The sequence below is a fragment of the Streptomyces sp. NPDC055239 genome (assembly GCF_053606205.1).
This window is the reverse complement of record NZ_JBSGRD010000001.1, coordinates 1,089,032-1,105,623: the sequence shown is the minus strand read 5'-3', so window position 1 is coordinate 1,105,623 and position 16,592 is coordinate 1,089,032. Positions and strand designations below refer to the sequence as shown.

The window sequence follows — 16,592 nt, the reverse complement described above, 5'->3', positions numbered from 1 at the left end:
GTCAGGATCAGGAAGTGTGCGGGCAGTTGCCCCGGTACTCCTCGATCGTGAGGCTCGGCTTCGGCAGCGGGCAGAGGAACTGCTCGTAGCGGGTGTCGTTGTCGATGAACCGCTTCAGCCAGGAAATGCTGTACTTCGCGATCGTCGTGTTGGACGAGTTCGGCGTGAAGTGAGTGGCTCCGTTGAGCTCCAGGTACGCCTTGTCCAGGGAGCTCGGCAGCGACTCGTAGAACGGCTCGGAGTGGGTGGCGACAGGGGCGACGGTGTCACCGTCCGCGCCGACGACGAGGGTCGGTGTCTTCACCTCGGGCCAGGTCTTGTCGGTGTTCCAGCCCGTCAGCGGGATCGCCGCCTTCAGGGACGTACGGCTCTTGGCGGCCTCCAGGGTGCCGCCGCCGCCCATCGAGTGCCCCATCACACCGAGCCGGGAGGTGTCGATGCGGCTCTTCACTGAACTCGTCTTCGTCAGATAGTCGAGCGCGGAGAGGAGCTGGCGCCCGCGGCTGTCGGGCTGGTCGACCGTGGTGAGGGTGTCGATGGTGAAGACCACGAAGCCCTGGGACGCGAGTCGCGGACCGAGCCAGGCGATGCTCGACTGGTACGCGGTGAAACCCGGGGAGATGACGACCGCGCCGAAGGTGCCGTCGGCGGTGGATGAGGGGTAGTAGACGGTGCCGCCGCCGAAGCCGGACACGCTCAGCGAGGAGACGCTGGTCTGCGAGACGGCGTAGGAGCCGCGCGTGGCCTCGATGCTGGAGACGGTCGGCGCTGGGCCACGCTCGTACGGGTTGTCGGCGGCGGCCTGGGCGCCCGGTGCGAGACCGGTGCCGAGGAGGCCGGCGGTGGCGACCGCGGCGGCCAGAGCTGCCCGCACCACAGGGCGGGAGAAGACGTGCAGGCGCACGGAGGGGTCCTCTCTGTCGTGGCGGGGCCACACAGGAGGAGGGAGATACGCCCGGGTGGAGACCGCCGTGTTCGTTGGCGGTCCCCACCGTGGCGGTGCTGACGGGGTGTCGACATCGGCGAAATCACCGGTGTCGTGCGGACGTCGTCCTCCTCATGCCCGTCATCCGCGCAGCGGGCCCTCGCAGGTGTAGTCCGACGTTCCGGCGCGTCCGCCGGTCCAGATGTCCACCTCGCCGAAGGCGCAGTTCATGTCGGTGAGGTTGTTGTCGCCGCCCGACGTGCGGTCGAGGATGTAGGTGTCGACGGTCTCGGACATGTCCTTGAAGACGAGGTCGGGGTCTGCCGCGTCGCTGAGGTTCGCGGTGATCCGGCCCGTGCACACGAACCGCGGGCGTGCGGGGGCGCTGGTGGCACGGCAGTCGGGCGTGATGCCGGTCCTCGCGGTGAACGAGGAGCGGACCTGGGCGGCGGTGCTGTCGTGCAGCCGGTCGAGAGGGACGTACTTGGTGTCGGGGACGAACAGGTCGTCCACGTGCGCGATCTGCTTGTCGAGGAAGGCGTCGTAGGCGCTCTGCAGTCCACCGTCCCGGCCGAGGCGGTCGCGCCAGGCGTCGAACGCGCCCGGGTCGTCGGAACGCAGGTAGCGGTACATCTCCTTGAGCAGCGCGGGGCGTTCGGTCCACAGGAACTCGAAGAACGTGCCCGCGTAGTCGTAGAAACGGAAGCCGTCACCGTCGTAGGTGGCGTGCAGCAGCTCGTTCACGCTCATGCGCGGCCCGCCGCCCGCGGTGTCGTCGATGATGCCCTGGATCAGGGACTTGCGGACCTTGATGCCGTCGTCGCGCGTGGCACCGTCGAAGAACTCAGCCGTGCCCTCGTCCATCGCGGTCGTCCGGTCGCCCTCGTACCAGCGTCCCTCGCCGAAGAAGCCGGGCACCGCCCAGCGGCCGTTGAGGTAGTGCGTGTACTCGTGGCGGAACAGCTCTTCGAGCGTCAGCGTGGAGTCCTGGGGAACGCGCCGCTGGTAGGTGTAGAAGGTCGCGCCCTGCTCGATGTAGACGCCGCCGTTGTCGGTGCCCATGCCGGTGAGCAGCGGATGGAAGTTCTCGTAGTCGGCGCGCGAGGCGTACAGGACGGTGTTCAGGGTGGTGTTGGGGTCGCCGCCGAGCGGCTCCTGGGTGCCGACGACGCGGTGGAACTGCGCCTTGACCTGCTTGCTCGCGTAGTAGAGCTGGTCGACCGTGTCACGGTCCAGGGCGGTACGCACCTTCATGCCGCCCTCGTCGTACGCGTACGTCTGCGGGAAAAGACGGCGCTCGATGTCGTCCCTGCACACCTTGTACGGCTTGCAGGCGTCGAACTCGATGAGCCAGGTGACGACCTTCGCCCATGGAGCGCTGCCGTCGCCGAAGATGCGGGCCGTGGTGTCCAGGAGCGGGCCGAGCCCCGTGACGATCTCCGTGCGCAGGGCGTCGATCTGGCCCATCCGGCCGTACTCGCTCACCGCGTCGCGCACCACCCAGGCATTGGGCTTGCCCTTGAGGTGGGCGTACCCGCCGAACGCCTTGAATGCGGCGCGGTAGGAGGCGTCGGCGGCCACGGCGGCGCGGAAGGCGGTGTCCTGGTTGCCGGGGTAGACGCCGAGATAGTTCAGGGAGAGCGCGGCGAGGGCGGCACCGGCCCAGCTGGTGTCCTGGGCTGTGTCGGGGTGGGCCGCGTCCATGGTGGCCAGAACCCGCTTGACGAGAGGGAGTTGGTGTTGACGAAGCCCCGTCGCGCTGGCCGCGGTCAGCGCCTCGCGGAGCGTCTCGGCGTTGGAGCGGGTGACGTCGAAGGCGCGGGCGGTCCTGCCGAAGGCATCCACGGCCTGTCGCATGGCGGCCAGGGTCGCCGGGTCGGTGATGTCGACCTCGTCGTGCGAGAAGCCCTGGTAGGAGACGGCATGCAGGTACGTGAACATCTCGAGGAGGTGGCTGCCGTTGGTGCCGTCGTGGGATGCGGCGAGCTGGGTGATGCGCTGGGAGACGGCCTGGATGTGTGCCCGCGACATCACGGGGGCGAGGCGCTGGTCCCAGGTCCAGATGAGGCCACGTAAACAGCCGTCGGCGGTGACAGCGGGGTCGGCGAGGAACGCGGTGAACTGCGCGGGCGACAGGCCGGTGACGCCGTCGAGCGTGCACGGCACCATCACCTTGCCGACTCTGGCGCGGGGCACGTCCGACGTGGCCTTCTTCCTGTCCGTACGGGCGCCGGGGACGCGGCCGCCGGTGAGCCCGCCGGGGGCGGGGAGCTGCCGCGCGGCGGGCTTCGGGGCGCTGGCGCGGCGGTCGACCCGGTCGAACGGGTTCGGCGCCTCGGGTCCTGGCGCGGCGGGTGAGGAGGCGGCCGGAGGCCGGGCGGCATCGGGGGCTTCCGCGCGCGCGGCCGGTGCGACCGTGGCGCACAAGGTCACGGATATCGCCGCGGCGAGAACGGATCTGCGCAGAGTTCGGGGCTGGTGCACGACAGGCTCCTGGAATGTGGGAGGTGCGCGGAGAGCGTCGGATCTCAACTGCCGGTCAGGCAGCGGCACTTGCGCGATCGGAGCCCTGCGCCATGTGATGCGTAACGTAGTAATGTGAAATGGTACTGACAACCCCTCAGACGTCGGACGGCGCACAACTCCCCTACGTCCCTTGCTCGTTCACCCAGCTCGCAGGCATCGAGCGCACACAGAATCCAGGGGCGGGAAACACGTGACCTTGTACGCTGGTGAACCACTCGGGGCGGGCGCGCGGGCCACGACCTTCGGGCCACGAAGGGATCACCACCATGGGTCACCTCTCTCAGCGCACCCTCGTCACTCCCCGGGAGCGACTGCGCGACCAGGTCGCCCACCACCTGCGGGCTGCGCTGATATCCGGCGAGCTCCGGCCCGGCGAGGTCTACTCGGCGCCCGTGCTCGCCGAGGACTTCGGGATCTCCGCGACGCCGGTGCGCGAGGCCATGCTCGACCTGGCCAGCGAGGGCCTGGTGGAACCGGTCCGCAACAAGGGCTTCCGTGTCACCGAGGTCAACGAACGCGATCTCGACCAGTACACCGAGATCCGCACCCTCATCGAAGTGCCCATGGTCGGCCGCATCACCCGGTCCGCCTCAAGCGCGGAGCTGGAGCGCCTGCGCCCCGTGGCCGACGAGATCGTCCGCGCGGCCCGCGACCACGACCTCATCGGCTATCTCGAGGCCGACCGGCAGTTCCACCTCTCTCTGCTGGCGCTCGGCGGCAACGACCGGCTCGTCGAGACCGTCGGCGACCTACGCAAGCGCTCCCGCCTGTACGGACTGACGGCGCTGGACGAGCGCGGCCGGCTGATCCCGTCGGCGCAGGAGCACATCGAGTTGCTCGACCTGATGGTGGCGGGCGACGCCGAAGGGGCGGAAAGGTGCATGGCCCGCCATCTCGGACACGTCCGCTCGCTCTGGGCGCGCGGCGACAAGGAGTAGGGCCTACTGGCAGGTTCGTTTGATTCTTCAACGCACCGTGCGATTCATTGACGCGGACCGTTCACATCTTTATGGTCGCCTGACCTTCCCGGCGACCCCGCAACGGAGCACAATGAGGTCCCTCCCCCGCACGGTCCGGTTCATCGCGCCCTTCCTCGTGGGTGTGCTTGCGGCGACCGTTCCCCCCACCGCGGCGGCCGGCACCGCGACACCGAGTACCGAAGCGCCGACGACACCCGCGTCCTCAGGTGACGGCTGGACGATGACGTCCACCCGCATCGACGCGAAGGACACGTACCACGCCTTCGTCGGCAACGGCTATCTCGGCCAGCGCGTCGCCCCCAACGGAACCGGCTACGCCGCCTCCGACGCCAAGACAGGATGGCCGCTGTTCACCCCCCGCTACGACGGCTCCTTCGTCTCCGGGCTCTACGCCCACAACAAGGACACCACCGAGAACCGCCAGGTCGCCGCGGCCATCCCCACCTGGTCGCCGCTCACGGTGTCCACCGGCGGGCATGATTCCGAGACGTTCACCTCCGCGACACCGGCCTCCCGGATCTCGCACTACCGGCAGAGCCTGGACCTGCGCCGCGGCCTGGTGCGCACCGAGCTCACCTGGACGGCGAAGGACGGCCGGGCCACCGATCTCGTCTACGACGTCCTCGCCGACCGCGACAACCCTCACGTCGGCGCCGTACGACTGCGCATGACTCCGCACTGGGACGGCGACGCGAGGGTCACCGACCGCATCGACGGACGCGGCGCGCGACGCGTCTCCCCCACCGCGGAAGGCACCCGCTCCGACCAGGGGACCATGGCCGTGGGTTTCCGCACGCAGGGTACGAAGACCGAAGGGACGGTCGCGTCGACACTCCGTGCAGGGCACGGAGTGCGTACGAGAAATGAACAAGCTTCAGCTCCCGCCCGCAAGTTGAGCGCCCATCAGTCCGTCGGTGTCCCCGTCCGGTCCGGGCAGACCTACGAACTCACCAAGTACGTGGGCGTCGACACCGCGCTGACCTCCCGCTCCCCCGAGCGCGACGCCGTGGCGGCCTCTCAGGGCGCGGCCGGGCGCGGCTGGGACGCACTGTTCAGCGGGCACACCGCCGCCTGGCGCAAGCTGTGGCGCAGCGACATCGAGGTGCCCGGCCGCAGTGACCTGCAGTCGTGGGTGCGGTCCGCGCAGTACGGGCTCCTCTCCAGCACCCGCACCGGCTCGGCCAACAGCATCTCCCCCACCGGCCTGAGCAGCGACAACTACGCCGGGCTCGTCTTCTGGGACGCGGAGACCTGGATGTACCCGGCGCTGCTCGCCGCCCACCCGAACCTCGCCAAGTCCGTGGTCGAGTACCGCTATCGCACCCGGGACGCCGCCCGCGCCAACGCGAAGAAGCTCGGCCACCGCGGCCTCTTCTACCCCTGGACCAGCGCGAGCAAGGGCGACCTCACGTCCGAGTGCCACAGCGTCGACCCGCCGCACTGCCGCACCCAGAACCACCTGCAGAGCGACGTCGCCCTGGCCGCCTGGCAGTACTACCTCGCGACCAAGGACACGCACTGGCTGCGCACCCGCGGCTGGCCGGTGATCCAGGGGATCGCCGAGTTCTGGGCCGACCGCGCCACGCGCAACACCGACGGCAGCTACTCCATCAAGGACGTCGCAGGGCCCGACGAGTACAGCAACGGCGTCGACGACGGCGTCTTCACCAACGCGGGCGCCGCCACCACTCTGCGCACCGCCGCCCGCGCCGCGAAGATCCTCGGCAAGGACGCCCCGGCCAGCTGGGGCACCGTCGCCGACAAGCTGCGTATCCCCTACGACAAGAAGAAGCAGGTCTTCCAGCAGTACGACGGCTACAAGGGCTCGGTCATCAAGCAGGCGGACACCGTGCTCCTGATGTACCCGCTGGAGTGGCCGATGTCGAAGAAGGCCGCCACCAACACCCTCGACTACTACGCGGCCCGCACCGACCCCGACGGCCCCGCCATGACCGACTCGGTGCACGCCGTCGACGCCGCCTCCATCGGTGAGGCCGGCTGCTCCGCGTACACCTACCTGGAGCGTTCCATCCGGCCCTTCGTACGCGGCCCGTTCAACCTCTTCTCCGAGGCGCGCGGCGACAAGGCGGGGGCCACCGACCCGCTGTCGGGCTCCCCGGCGCAGAACTTCACGACCGGCCAGGGCGGCTTTCTCCAGGTGTTCACCCATGGCCTGACCGGGCAGCGGCCGCGCGAGAACAGCGTGCACCTCGACCCGATGCTGCCGCCGCAACTGTCCGAGGGCGTCAAGCTGAACGGGCAGCACTGGCAGGGCCGTACGTACGACATCGCCATCGGCGCGCACGGGACCACCGTGCGTCTCACCCACGGCGAGCCCTTCGAGATCGACACCCCGCAGGGCAAGCAGATCGTCAGCCAGGGCGCACCCGCGCACCTCAAGACCCGCCGCCCTGACCTCGAGCCCACCGACAACCTCGCCAGGTGCCGTACGGCGAAGGCGACTTCGGAGCAGCCCGGCCAGTACGCGGGCGCCGCGTTCGACGGCAGCACCGCCACCGCCTGGGTCTCCGACGCCACCCGCGCAACCCTCACCACGGACCTCGGCAAGGTCTCCCGCATCTCCAGGATCACCCCGCGCTGGACGGACGTGAAGCCGACGAAGCACACCGTGCAGACGTCGCTCGACGGGCGGCACTGGAGCAAGGCCTCACCGGACGGAGACACGACAGCCCGCTATGTCCGGGTGAAGATCACCTCCAAGAGCGCGAAGAAGCCCGCGGGCATCCAGGAGTTGACCGTCAACCGATAGATCGCGGTCGCGGCGGGAGCGGCGGTGGAGGACGGAAAATGAGTGCCTCCACCGCCGCTCCCGTTGTTAGCCTGCCGGGCGTGGCAGACGAGGCGTACGCGAATCCCAGACTGGCAGTGCTCTACGACCCGCTCGACGCGGATCGCAGCGATCTGGACGTATACGCCGACATAGCAGCGGAACTGAAAGCACGTCACGTACTCGACGTGGGCTGCGGCACGGGTACGTTCGCGCTGCTGCTCGCCGGGCGCGGGCTGCGGGTGACCGGCGTCGATCCGGCCGCCGCCTCCCTCTCTGTCGCGCGCTCCAAGCCCGCCAGCGAGCGCGTCCAGTGGATCCACGGCGACGCGACCACGCTTCCCGGGACGCAGGTCGACCTCGTCACCATGACCGCCAACGTGGCACAGGCCATCGCCGACCCGACGCTGTGGGAAGACAGCCTGCGCGGTATTCACGCAGCCCTGCGGCCGGGCGGCCACCTCGTCTTCGAGACCCGCGTCCCGGCCCGGCGGGCCTGGGAGGGGTGGAACCGCGCCGCGACCCACCGCACGGTCACCGTCGAGGGCGTCGGGGACATCGAGACATGGGTGGACGTCACCGACGTGAGCCTGCCGCTGGTGTCGTTCCGCCACACCTACATCCTCGCCGCGACGGGCGAGACCCTCACCTCCGACTCGACCCTGCGCTTCCGCGAGCGCGAGGAAGTGACCGCCTCGCTCGCCGCGCACGGTTACGTCGTGGACGAGATCCGCGACGCCCCGGACCGCCCCGGCATGGAGTTCGTCTTCTTCGCCCGCCGCCCGGAGCCCGGCGAGCGCGTCAGCGCAGCTTCATCCGGTACGTCAGCGGCGAACGACCGGTGACCAGGACCCGGATTCCGTCCGGGGTGAGGGAGCCGTTCATCCAGGTGTAGCGCTCCCCCGGCTCGACCACAGGAGGCTGTTTGCCGCCCTTGCCGTTCCCGGGTCCGAAGGTGATCCGGTCGTCGCCGACCGTGTAGCTGGCCTCGCCGCTGACCAGCTGATAGGTGTCCTTGGCCCCGGCGACCGCCTCCAGGCCGTCGCCCGACAGTTCCCCGCCCCGTCGGAAGGACAGCTCAAGGGCGAGAGGCACCGCGGACTCCGACACGTCGAAGGCGAGCTCCCAGCCGCCGCCTTCCGTCTCGCGCACCAGGATCTCGGTGCGCAGCGCCCGGTACTCCTTGGGCCGGTGCGGGAAGTCCATCGCCGACCAGAAGCGCCCGTCGTCGGTGAGCGGATAGAGCCCGTCCTTGCGCCGGTGGCGGCGCGGCAGCGGTTGGTGGAACGCGGCGCGGACCTCCGCGTGCAGCCGCCACGCGTCGCCCCGCCGATCGAGGCCCTCGGACCGGAAGGGGCCGAGCGAGAAGAACTGCGGGGCGAGCCGCAGCGAGTCGAGGATGGCGGCGCCCTTGCGCATCTTGAAGAACGTGGGGTTGGTGGACAGGCCCGACGAGATGGCGTGCTGCTCCGGCAGGTCCGTGCCGCCGTAGATAGTTGCTGTCCGCTCGCCGCGGCGCACCCGCACGAGGCGGCAGCTTTCGTCGTGGTGCTCGAAGTCGGTCGGCAGTGGTTTCGCCGACGGCAGCTCACGAGCGAGCTCGGGGCGGTCGAGGACCTCGGCGAGCCGGTCGCCCAGCGGGGTTTCCCCGAAGGTCTGACCGGTTCCGCGCTCCCGCAGCAGCGCGGCGACCGCCGCGAACGTTCCGTTGCCGTCGCGGATCGCCAGCTCCCGGTACTGGAGCCAGAACTCCGGCAGATAGCGCAGTGTCGCCTGGTCCTGGCGCCGCGAATGGACGGACTCCACCTCGCCGTTGGGCTCGGTCACGTACAGCGAGGCGGTGAGGTTGTCGCGGACGTGTGCGTACAGGTCGCGCCGGTCGTGGAAGCGGGCGATGGTCAGCAGGGCGGGGTTGGTCACCACCGCCGAGTAGGTGGGACTGCGCTCGCTGTACTCGCCGCCGGAGAGCTGGTCGATGCCCTCCGCGAGCCAGGCGTCGATGCGCCGGGGGTACGAGGGGTCGGGCCAGCGCCGGTGGATGCGGGAGAGCGCCGAGCACACGAGCCAGCGGTGGTTGGCGGTGTGCACACCGCCGTTCGCGAGGCCCGGTCCTGCCTTGCGCAGGATCCGCTCGACCGTGGCCCGCAGCTTCGAGGTGGCCCGTTCACCGTCCTTGTCGAGCAGGGCGTACGCGATGTTGAGGTCGACGATGGAGAAGGCGGTGTCGGGCGGTGAGTGGACGGCGCCCTGGTCCCACAGGCCGTCGTCGAACTGTTCGTCGGCGAGCGCGTCCGCGAGTTCTTGCAGCGGGCCCAGGAGCGCGCCGTCGTGGTGGTGTGCCGACGCGGCGTGCACGTAGACGGAGGTGAGCGTGCGCAGGCTGCGGGCGGCGGCGCGGGCCTTGCCCTGGTCGTGCAGCTCGGTGATGTTGCCGCCGTACCCGTCGAGGACAGCGGCGGCGCGCGCGTCGGCGGCCGTGGTGAGGAAGGCGACGAAGTCCTCGTCCCGCCGGGGTTGTACGGATCCGGCGCCTTCCGCCGCGGCCGCCGTCTGACCGGAGATGCCGCCGATCCCCGTGGCGGTAGCGGTGGCGATGAAGGTTCTGCGGGCTATCACGCGGGCTCCCCCTGGGGCATGCGTACGTGGCGTACCTCGATGGCGGTGAGTGCCATGGCCAGCGGACCCGGCACGAGGAACGCGAGCGGCAGCATCATCCAGGCGCACAGCGCGGACGACGCGAGGGCGAGCAGGACCAGGGCGCTGCCGCCCACGTCCCGCGCCGAGTCACCGGCCGCAGCACGCACCGCGGCCCGCCAGTCGCCGATCGATTCGGGGCGGGCGCAGGCACGCAGGCCCACGACCACGGCGCACGCTCCGATCACCGCGGCCGTCACGGCGAAGATGCGGGCACCCGGCAGCCCCGCCCCCGCAAGCGCCAGATCCGCGGCGAACAGCAGCACCCCGGCGAGCGCGACCGCTCCCGCGACGAGGTCACCGGCACGGAATCGTTCCCGTAGAAGCGCCACGTACCGCCCCGCCGTGACGGGCTTGTCGTCCCTGGTGCCGCGCACGAGGGCGCAGGCCGTGGAGAGCGCCGCCGGAGCGGTGATCAGCGGCAGACAGGCGAGCGCCGTGACCACACCCAGGGCAAGGACATCGGCGAACAGCGTCATCCGCGGCCCGAATATCTCGCCCGTCTCGCGGATCCGGGCGCTCATCCCTTGACCCCCGAGTTGGCCATGCCCTCGACCAGGAAGCGCTGGAAGGCGAGGAAGAACAGCACGATCGGCAGGAGCGCGATCACCGACATGGCGAACATCGGACCGAACGCCGACTGGCTCGACGCATCCACGAACGACCGCAGGGCAAGGGTCAGCGTGAACTTCTCCGGTGAGAAGAGATAGATCAGCTGAGTGAAGAAGTCGTTCCAGGTCCAGATGAAGGTGAAGATCGCGGTGGTGATCAGCGCGGGCCTGGTGAGCGGCAGGACGACCAGGAAGAAGCTACGGAACGGGCCGCAGCCGTCGATCCTCGCGGCCTCCTCCAGCTCACGCGGAAGGCCGCGCATGAACTGCACGATGAGGAAGACGAAAAAGGCCTCGGTGGCGAGGAACTTCGGCAGGATCAGCGGCCAGTAGGTGTTCACCATGCCCAGCTGGTTGAAGATGATGTACTGCGGGATCAGGACGGCGTGGTGCGGCAGCATGATCGTCGCGATCATGAAGGCGAAGAGCGGCCCGCGGAAGCGGAAGCGCAGCCGGGCGAACGCGTACGCGGCGAGGGAGCAGCTCAGTACGTTGCCGATGACCGCGCCGCCCGCGATCAGCAGGGAGTTGGAGAGCAGCCGTCCGACGGACACGTCGTCCACGCCGTCGAGGGCGGTCGTGTAGTTCGACCACTCCAACTTGCTCGGCAGCAGGTTCAGGCTCGCGATCACCTCGTCCGCGGGCTTGACCGACGTGGCGACGAGCCAGGCCAGCGGATACAGCATCACCAGGAGCGCGGCCAGGCACCCGACGTGCAGTGCCACCCGGCGCCAGGGAAAGGGCCGACGGCCCACGGTGCTCGCGTTGTCGGCGGTGGTGGTCATCGCTCCCCCTCGTTCGCGTAGAAGACCCAGGAGCGCGAGGTGCGGAAGAGCACCGCGGTCACGGCTCCGATGGCGATCAGCAGGACCCAGGCCATGGCGGACGCGTAGCCCATGTGGGAGGCGACGAAGCCGCGGTCGTAGAGGTAGAGCGTGTAGAAGAGGGTGGAGTCGGCGGGCCCGCCCTTGCCGCCGCTGACCGCGAAGGCGGGGGTGAACACCTGGAAGGCCTGGATGGTCTGGAGCACCAGATTGAAGAAGAGCACCGGTGACAGCATCGGCAGCGTGATGGAGATGAACTGCCGCTTGCGGCTCGCTCCGTCCACCGCAGCGGCTTCGTAGAGCTCGGTGGGGATCTGCTGCAGACCGGCCAGGAAGATCACCATGGGGGCGCCGAACTGCCAGACCGTCAGGAGCGCCACGGCGAACAGTGCCCAGCCGGGCTTGTTGACCCAGCCACCGGTGTGGATGCCGATGTCCGAGAGGAGGTTGTCGACGGTGCCGCCGTCGTTGAACACCGCCCGCCACACCAGAGCGATCGACATGGAGGCGCCGAGCAGCGAAGGGGCGTAGAAGGCGGACCGGTGGAAGGACTTGCCGCGCCTCATGGACTTCAGGGCGAGGGCGACGGCGAGCGCGAGCGCCAGTTGCAGCGGCACGGCGATCACGACGTACGTCAGGGTCGCGCCGACCGAGCGCCAGTAGCGCGGGTCCTCGGTGAACATCTGGACGTAGTTGCGGAATCCCACCCAGCGCGGGGCGTTGAACAGGTCGTAGTCGGTGAAGGACAGATACAGCGAGACGGCCATCGGCAGGAGCGTCAGGACGACGGCGCCGAGCACCCAGGGCGAGAGGAACACCCAGGCGGCACCCTCTCGCCGGAGCCTGCCGCGCCGCTGCGGCGGTGGCTCGGGGCTCTTCGCGCGCGCGGCCTTCGCGGGTATGTCGGTCGTGGTCATGACCTCAGCTCCGCCTTCGCCTCGGTGATGAAGTCCTCCGCGGCCTCGCGGGGTGTCATCTGCTCGAACGACACCTGGTCGTAGTCACGCCCGAAGGTGCTCTGGAGGGCGTTGTCGCCGGAGGGCGGGGCCTGCGGCGGCGCTTCGAGCTTGCCGTCGACGGAGTCCTGGTAGTCGGCGACGGTCTTGTCGAAGTCCTTGAGGTCGGGGCCGATGTCGTCGCGGATCGGCTCGTTGACGGGGATGCCCCGGGAGGCGCCGAGGATCTTCGCCGCCTTCTCGTCGTTGATCATGAAGTCGATGAACTCGGCGGATTCCGCGGGGTGTTCGCTGCTGGCCGCCGCGCCCATGAACATCGAGGGCTTGAAGTACTGGCCAGGTGTGCCGTCCGTGCCCGACGGCATCGGGGCGAGCGTGAGGCCTTCGCCCACGATGGGCGTGAACCCGCTGGAGGGCGCGTCCCAGTTGAAGTCGGCAATGGCCTTGCCGCGGGCCAGCGGCTGGTTCTCCACCGATCCGTCGAGCTGCGTGGTCTGCTCGGCGGGCGAGACCGCGCCCTCCCGCCGCAGCTTGTCGGCGAAGGTCCACCAGCGGGTCAGGTCGTCGGCCGTGAAGCCGATTTCACGGTCCTTCGTGTAGAGGGCCTTGCCCTGGCCGCGCAGCCACACCTCGAAGCAGTCCTCGCTCTGTCCGGGGTCGATGGAGCCAGGCTTCCCGGTCTTCTTCGCCAGCTCCCGCATGGCGTCGGCCCAGTCGTCCCAGGTCCAGCCATTGCGCGGGAGCTTCACCCCGGCTTCCTTCCACTGCTTGGCGTCGTACACGACCGTTTCGGTGCCACGGCCCTGCGGGATCGCGTACTGGGTGCCGTCCACGACGCCGGTGGCGAGGAGACCGGGGTCGATGTCGTCGGTGCCCAGGGCGTTCTTCTGCTTCCCGAGGTCGAGGAGGATGCCGCCGGACGCGTACTGGTCGATCTGCCGGTAGTCGAGCTGCATCACGTCCGGTGCGTCGCCGCCCGCCGCCTGGGTGGCGAGCTTCTGCTTGTACGCCTCGTAGCCGGCGAACGAGGTCTGCACCGTGATCCCGGGGTGCTCCTTCTCGAACAGCGCGACAGCTTCCTGGGTACGGGCCGCCCGGTCGGGGTTGCCCCACCAGGTGTAGCGCAGAACGGTCTTGCCGCCGCCGCTCGATTCGTCCGAGCCGCCGCAGCCGGTGAGCAGCACGCTGAGCGTGAGCACCGCGGCCGTTGCGCAGGACCACTTTGTCCTGTTTCCGGGCATGCCGATGACACCTCTCCTCTCTGGTTCCTTGACGGGCGTTCTCTGTGACGAAGGGAGCGGTTACTCGCCTTGGTACGGGAGCGTGGTGCCCGGCAGTTCATACTCGTCGCGGCGCCCGCACATGCCGTAGCCGCCCCGGCGGGAAGGACGGCTGTCGTACGAGCCCGAGCCCGCGAGGTAGTCGGGGCTGCCGGATTCAAGGGCGTCGAGTTGCGCGCCGGTGCGCTCGGCGGTGGCGAGAGCGCCGGCCCGCCACAGCTCACGCCAGGTGGGGACCTTGTCCTTCACGAGGCGGGCCGCTGTCTGCTGGAATTCCAGGTAGGGGCCGTTGTCCCCGGCTTCGAGCGCCTCGCGCAGCGGCAGATACCCCTCGACGGCCAGGTCACGGCGCTTGCGGGCGGCGGCTTCCGCCTCCGGTCCTTCCTTCGCGGGGAGCTTCGCCGCGGCGGCGTACCGCTCGGGGTCGGCGAGCACGTCGGGCGGGAAGGTGAAGACGGCGTCCCCTGCCTCGGGCAGGCCGCTGTTCTGCATCAGGACCGTGATCCGCAGGTCGCCGCCCTGCACCATCCGGTGCACGGTGCCGGGCGTGAACCACGCGACCGAGCCCGCCTCAAGGGGGACCTCGCGGTAGCCGTCGGGGCTGAGCGTCTGGACGGCGCCGCGGCCACCGGTGACGACATACGCCTCCGTGCACACCAGGTGCAGATGGGGGCTGCCGCCGCACACGCCGTCGGCGGCCTCCCAGTCGTACGCGCTCAGGTGCGAGAGGCCGACGGCTCCCGGCAGCGGGTGCGGAAGACTCACCATGTCAGTCCCTTCAGGTGGGTGGCGACGCGGTCGCGGTCCCAGGCGCCGTCGGCGACCACGACGCGGTAGCGGTAGGTGAAGGACGCGCCGGGCGGCAGTGCGAACTCGTCGAAGAACGCCCAGGAGAAGGCGACGGTGGGGATGGGTTCGGAGCGTACGAACCAGTGCGATGCGTGGATCGCGCTCGCCTCGTCGAGGTTCTCGGGGGCGTGCGCGAAGACGAGCGTGGAGTGCGCGTCGATGTCGTCGTGCTCGGCGGTGAAGGCGAGCCAGGGGCCCTGGGTGCCCATGAGACCGGCCGCGTCCTTCTCGTCGTCGGGGCCGAAGGCGTCGCCGCCGGTGAAGTCACGCGGTCCGCGCCACTGCAGGCCCGTGTATCCGGCCATGTCGCGGCCCGCGGTGGTCGGCGAGCCGAAGCGCAGCGGTTCGTCGCGGATGTTGGTCAGGCGGATCGACCAGTCGAGGGCCCAGGATCCGGCCTCCTCGTCGACCGAGTGGACGGTGATGCCGCGCTCTTCCCTGGCCCACTCCTGGCCGCCGTTCTCGATCCAGGTGAGTTCCTCGGCGAGGGTGAGGCGGTCGTCCTCGACGTCCAGGACGGAGAAGCCGTCGTGGCGCATGGACCCGACGCGCTCCGGCAGGCGCAGATACCCCTCGCCGTGGACGTAGCTGTTGCCGCCCCAGAAGTTCTGCCCCGACAGATGGCTCGCGGTCATCTGGAGGCCCTTGTGCCAGCGGTGGTCGTTCGGCCGGTATCCCGACACCTGGTGCCCGGACAAGGTACGCAGGGGGTGGATGTAGGGCTTGCGGGCCTCGAAGGGGTCCGGGTCCGGTGCGTAGACGTAGCTGAGCAGTTCGACGTCGCCGGACCTGACCGTGATCCGCTCGCCGTGGGTGTGGGTGACCTGAATCGTCATCGCTGGGGGCTCCAGTCGGGGTGGCTGCCGTGCATGGCCGGGTAGTAGGGGTCACCGGCGGCGATCTCGCCCGCGAGCACCGGCTTTCCGGTGAACGCCGACTTGTAGAGCGCGGCGGCGAATTCGAGGGTGTGGCGGGCATCGGGGCCGCTGCCCGGCGGCCGTACGCCCTGCTCGTAGGCGTCGAGGAGGGCGCCGAGCTGGGCGGCGTGCGAGCTGGGTACGTCGGTGGCGGGGGTGCGCCAGGCTTCGGCGCGCGCTGCATCGACGTGCGGGGCCGGGGTGTAGGTCCAGTCGTCGTTGGTGTGCCGGTAGAGGTGGGTGAGTTCGACGGTCGCGTCGGCGCAGTCGACGCGGATGCGGCTGACCTCGTCCGGGGACAGGACGCTGTTGACGACGGTGGCGAGCGCGCCGTTCTCGAACCGTACGAGGGCGGTCGAGACGTCCTCGCTCTCGGTGTCGTGGACGAGGCGGGCCGCCATGGCGCGCACCTCGGTCCAGTCGCCGAGCAGATGCAGGAGCAAATCGAACTGGTGGATTCCGTGCCCCATGGTGGGGCCGCCGCCCTCGCTCTCCCACCGGCCGCGCCACGGCACCGCGTAGTAGTCGCTGTCCCGGTGCCAGGTGGTCTGGCAGTGCGCGACCCGGGGCGCGCCGAGCTCGCCGCTCGCGATCAGCTCGCGGGCGTGGACGGCGCCGGAGCCGTAGCGGTGCTGGAAGACGACCGAGGCGTACGTTCCCGAGGCCTCCTCGGCGGCGGCGATCTCGTCGTACTCGGCGAGCGAGAGGCACAGCGGCTTCTCGCAAAGGACCCACGCGCCCGCCTTCAGCGCGGCCACGGTCTGCGCCCGGTGCAGCGAAGGCGGGGTGCCGATCAGGACCAGGTCGGGGCGGACCGCGTCGAGCATGGCGTCGAAATCGGCGTAACCCTCGACATCCATGCCCATCGTCCCGGCCTCCGTGCGGAAGGCGGCGAGCCGGGCCGGGTCGACATCGACGGCGGCTCTCAGCTCGATCCGGTCGGAGTGGGCCCGCAGGGCGGGCAGGTGACTGCCGGTCACTATGCCGCCCGTGCCGACGACAGCAGCACGTAGACGGGCGGGGGTGGAGGACATACGGTCTCCTCGAACGAGCTTAGAAAGCGCTTGCACTGGGGCAGACCCTAGGCACCCCGGGAATGTCAGGACAAGACCTCGGAGCCGAAAACTGAATCGACTCAATATGTGGGCGGCGAGGTTTGCCCGTTCGCTGCCCGTCGCCCCCGCGCCGACCTGGGTCTTCGCCGTCGCCGGTGGAGATCCTCCAAGTCAGCGACGTGGCCGG

At 69.8% G+C, this 16,592-nt stretch carries 13 protein-coding genes; 3 read left to right on the top strand and 10 right to left on the bottom strand.

Features of this window, described 5'->3' with window-relative positions:
- Window positions 1-7: 7 nt before the first annotated feature.
- Together bdeA and ACWFRJ_RS04525 are read right to left on the bottom strand one after the other, a co-directional pair.
- Window positions 8-904, bottom strand: coding sequence for a bis(hydroxyethyl) terephthalate hydrolase (gene bdeA / locus ACWFRJ_RS04530; RefSeq protein ID WP_453524696.1), 897 nt, complete (start codon window positions 902-904; stop codon window positions 8-10).
- 162 nt (window positions 905-1,066) lie between these two features.
- Window positions 1,067-3,409 carry a collagenase gene (locus tag ACWFRJ_RS04525; RefSeq protein WP_453524695.1) on the bottom strand — a complete coding sequence of 781 codons (2,343 nt, stop codon included), beginning with the start codon at window positions 3,407-3,409 and terminating at the stop codon, window positions 1,067-1,069.
- Window positions 3,410-3,717: 308 nt separating this feature from the next.
- Here ACWFRJ_RS04525 and ACWFRJ_RS04520 point away from each other — a divergent pair, with 308 nt between their 5' ends.
- From ACWFRJ_RS04520 to ACWFRJ_RS04510, 3 genes are all read left to right on the top strand, one after another.
- On the top strand, window positions 3,718-4,389 hold the full coding sequence (locus ACWFRJ_RS04520; RefSeq protein WP_453524694.1) for a GntR family transcriptional regulator: 672 nt from the start codon (window positions 3,718-3,720) through the stop codon (window positions 4,387-4,389).
- A gap of 112 nt (window positions 4,390-4,501) precedes the next feature.
- A complete protein-coding gene (locus ACWFRJ_RS04515) occupies window positions 4,502-7,201 on the top strand; it encodes a discoidin domain-containing protein (RefSeq protein ID WP_453524693.1) in 2,700 nt (899 codons plus the stop codon).
- Between the two features lie 80 nt (window positions 7,202-7,281).
- A complete protein-coding gene (locus tag ACWFRJ_RS04510; RefSeq protein WP_453525065.1) occupies window positions 7,282-8,064 on the top strand; it encodes a class I SAM-dependent methyltransferase in 783 nt (260 codons plus the stop codon).
- Here the strand turns inward: ACWFRJ_RS04510 and ACWFRJ_RS04505 are convergent.
- From ACWFRJ_RS04505 to ACWFRJ_RS04470, 8 genes are read right to left on the bottom strand one after another with little or no spacing between them, the layout of a single operon-like run.
- Window positions 8,021-9,835, bottom strand: a complete 1,815-nt coding sequence (locus ACWFRJ_RS04505; protein WP_453524692.1) for a hypothetical protein — start codon at window positions 9,833-9,835, stop codon at window positions 8,021-8,023. The two genes, ACWFRJ_RS04510 and ACWFRJ_RS04505, sit on opposite strands and share 44 nt — an antisense overlap.
- Window positions 9,832-10,437: a hypothetical protein gene (locus ACWFRJ_RS04500; RefSeq protein ID WP_453524691.1), complete on the bottom strand. Its 606-nt coding sequence runs from the start codon at window positions 10,435-10,437 to the stop codon at window positions 9,832-9,834. Before ACWFRJ_RS04500 ends, ACWFRJ_RS04505 begins: the two co-directional genes overlap by 4 nt.
- The gene (locus ACWFRJ_RS04495) at window positions 10,434-11,309 is read right to left on the bottom strand and encodes a carbohydrate ABC transporter permease (RefSeq protein WP_453524690.1); all 876 of its coding nucleotides are present in this window, start codon (window positions 11,307-11,309) and stop codon (window positions 10,434-10,436) included. Before ACWFRJ_RS04495 ends, ACWFRJ_RS04500 begins: the two co-directional genes overlap by 4 nt.
- Window positions 11,306-12,265 (bottom strand): carbohydrate ABC transporter permease, encoded by a 960-nt coding sequence (locus tag ACWFRJ_RS04490; RefSeq protein WP_453524689.1) that lies wholly within the window; start codon window positions 12,263-12,265, stop codon window positions 11,306-11,308. Before ACWFRJ_RS04490 ends, ACWFRJ_RS04495 begins: the two co-directional genes overlap by 4 nt.
- Complete coding sequence (locus ACWFRJ_RS04485; RefSeq protein WP_453524688.1) at window positions 12,262-13,545, bottom strand: ABC transporter substrate-binding protein; 1,284 nt, start codon at window positions 13,543-13,545, stop codon at window positions 12,262-12,264. Before ACWFRJ_RS04485 ends, ACWFRJ_RS04490 begins: the two co-directional genes overlap by 4 nt.
- Window positions 13,546-13,605: 60 nt before the next feature.
- Window positions 13,606-14,352: a cupin gene (locus ACWFRJ_RS04480; RefSeq protein ID WP_453524687.1), complete on the bottom strand. Its 747-nt coding sequence runs from the start codon at window positions 14,350-14,352 to the stop codon at window positions 13,606-13,608.
- Window positions 14,346-15,269: a DUF6807 domain-containing protein gene (locus ACWFRJ_RS04475; RefSeq protein WP_453524686.1), complete on the bottom strand. Its 924-nt coding sequence runs from the start codon at window positions 15,267-15,269 to the stop codon at window positions 14,346-14,348. Before ACWFRJ_RS04475 ends, ACWFRJ_RS04480 begins: the two co-directional genes overlap by 7 nt.
- Window positions 15,266-16,384 carry a Gfo/Idh/MocA family protein gene (locus ACWFRJ_RS04470; RefSeq protein WP_453524685.1) on the bottom strand — a complete coding sequence of 373 codons (1,119 nt, stop codon included), beginning with the start codon at window positions 16,382-16,384 and terminating at the stop codon, window positions 15,266-15,268. Before ACWFRJ_RS04470 ends, ACWFRJ_RS04475 begins: the two co-directional genes overlap by 4 nt.
- Window positions 16,385-16,592: the final 208 nt, after the last annotated feature.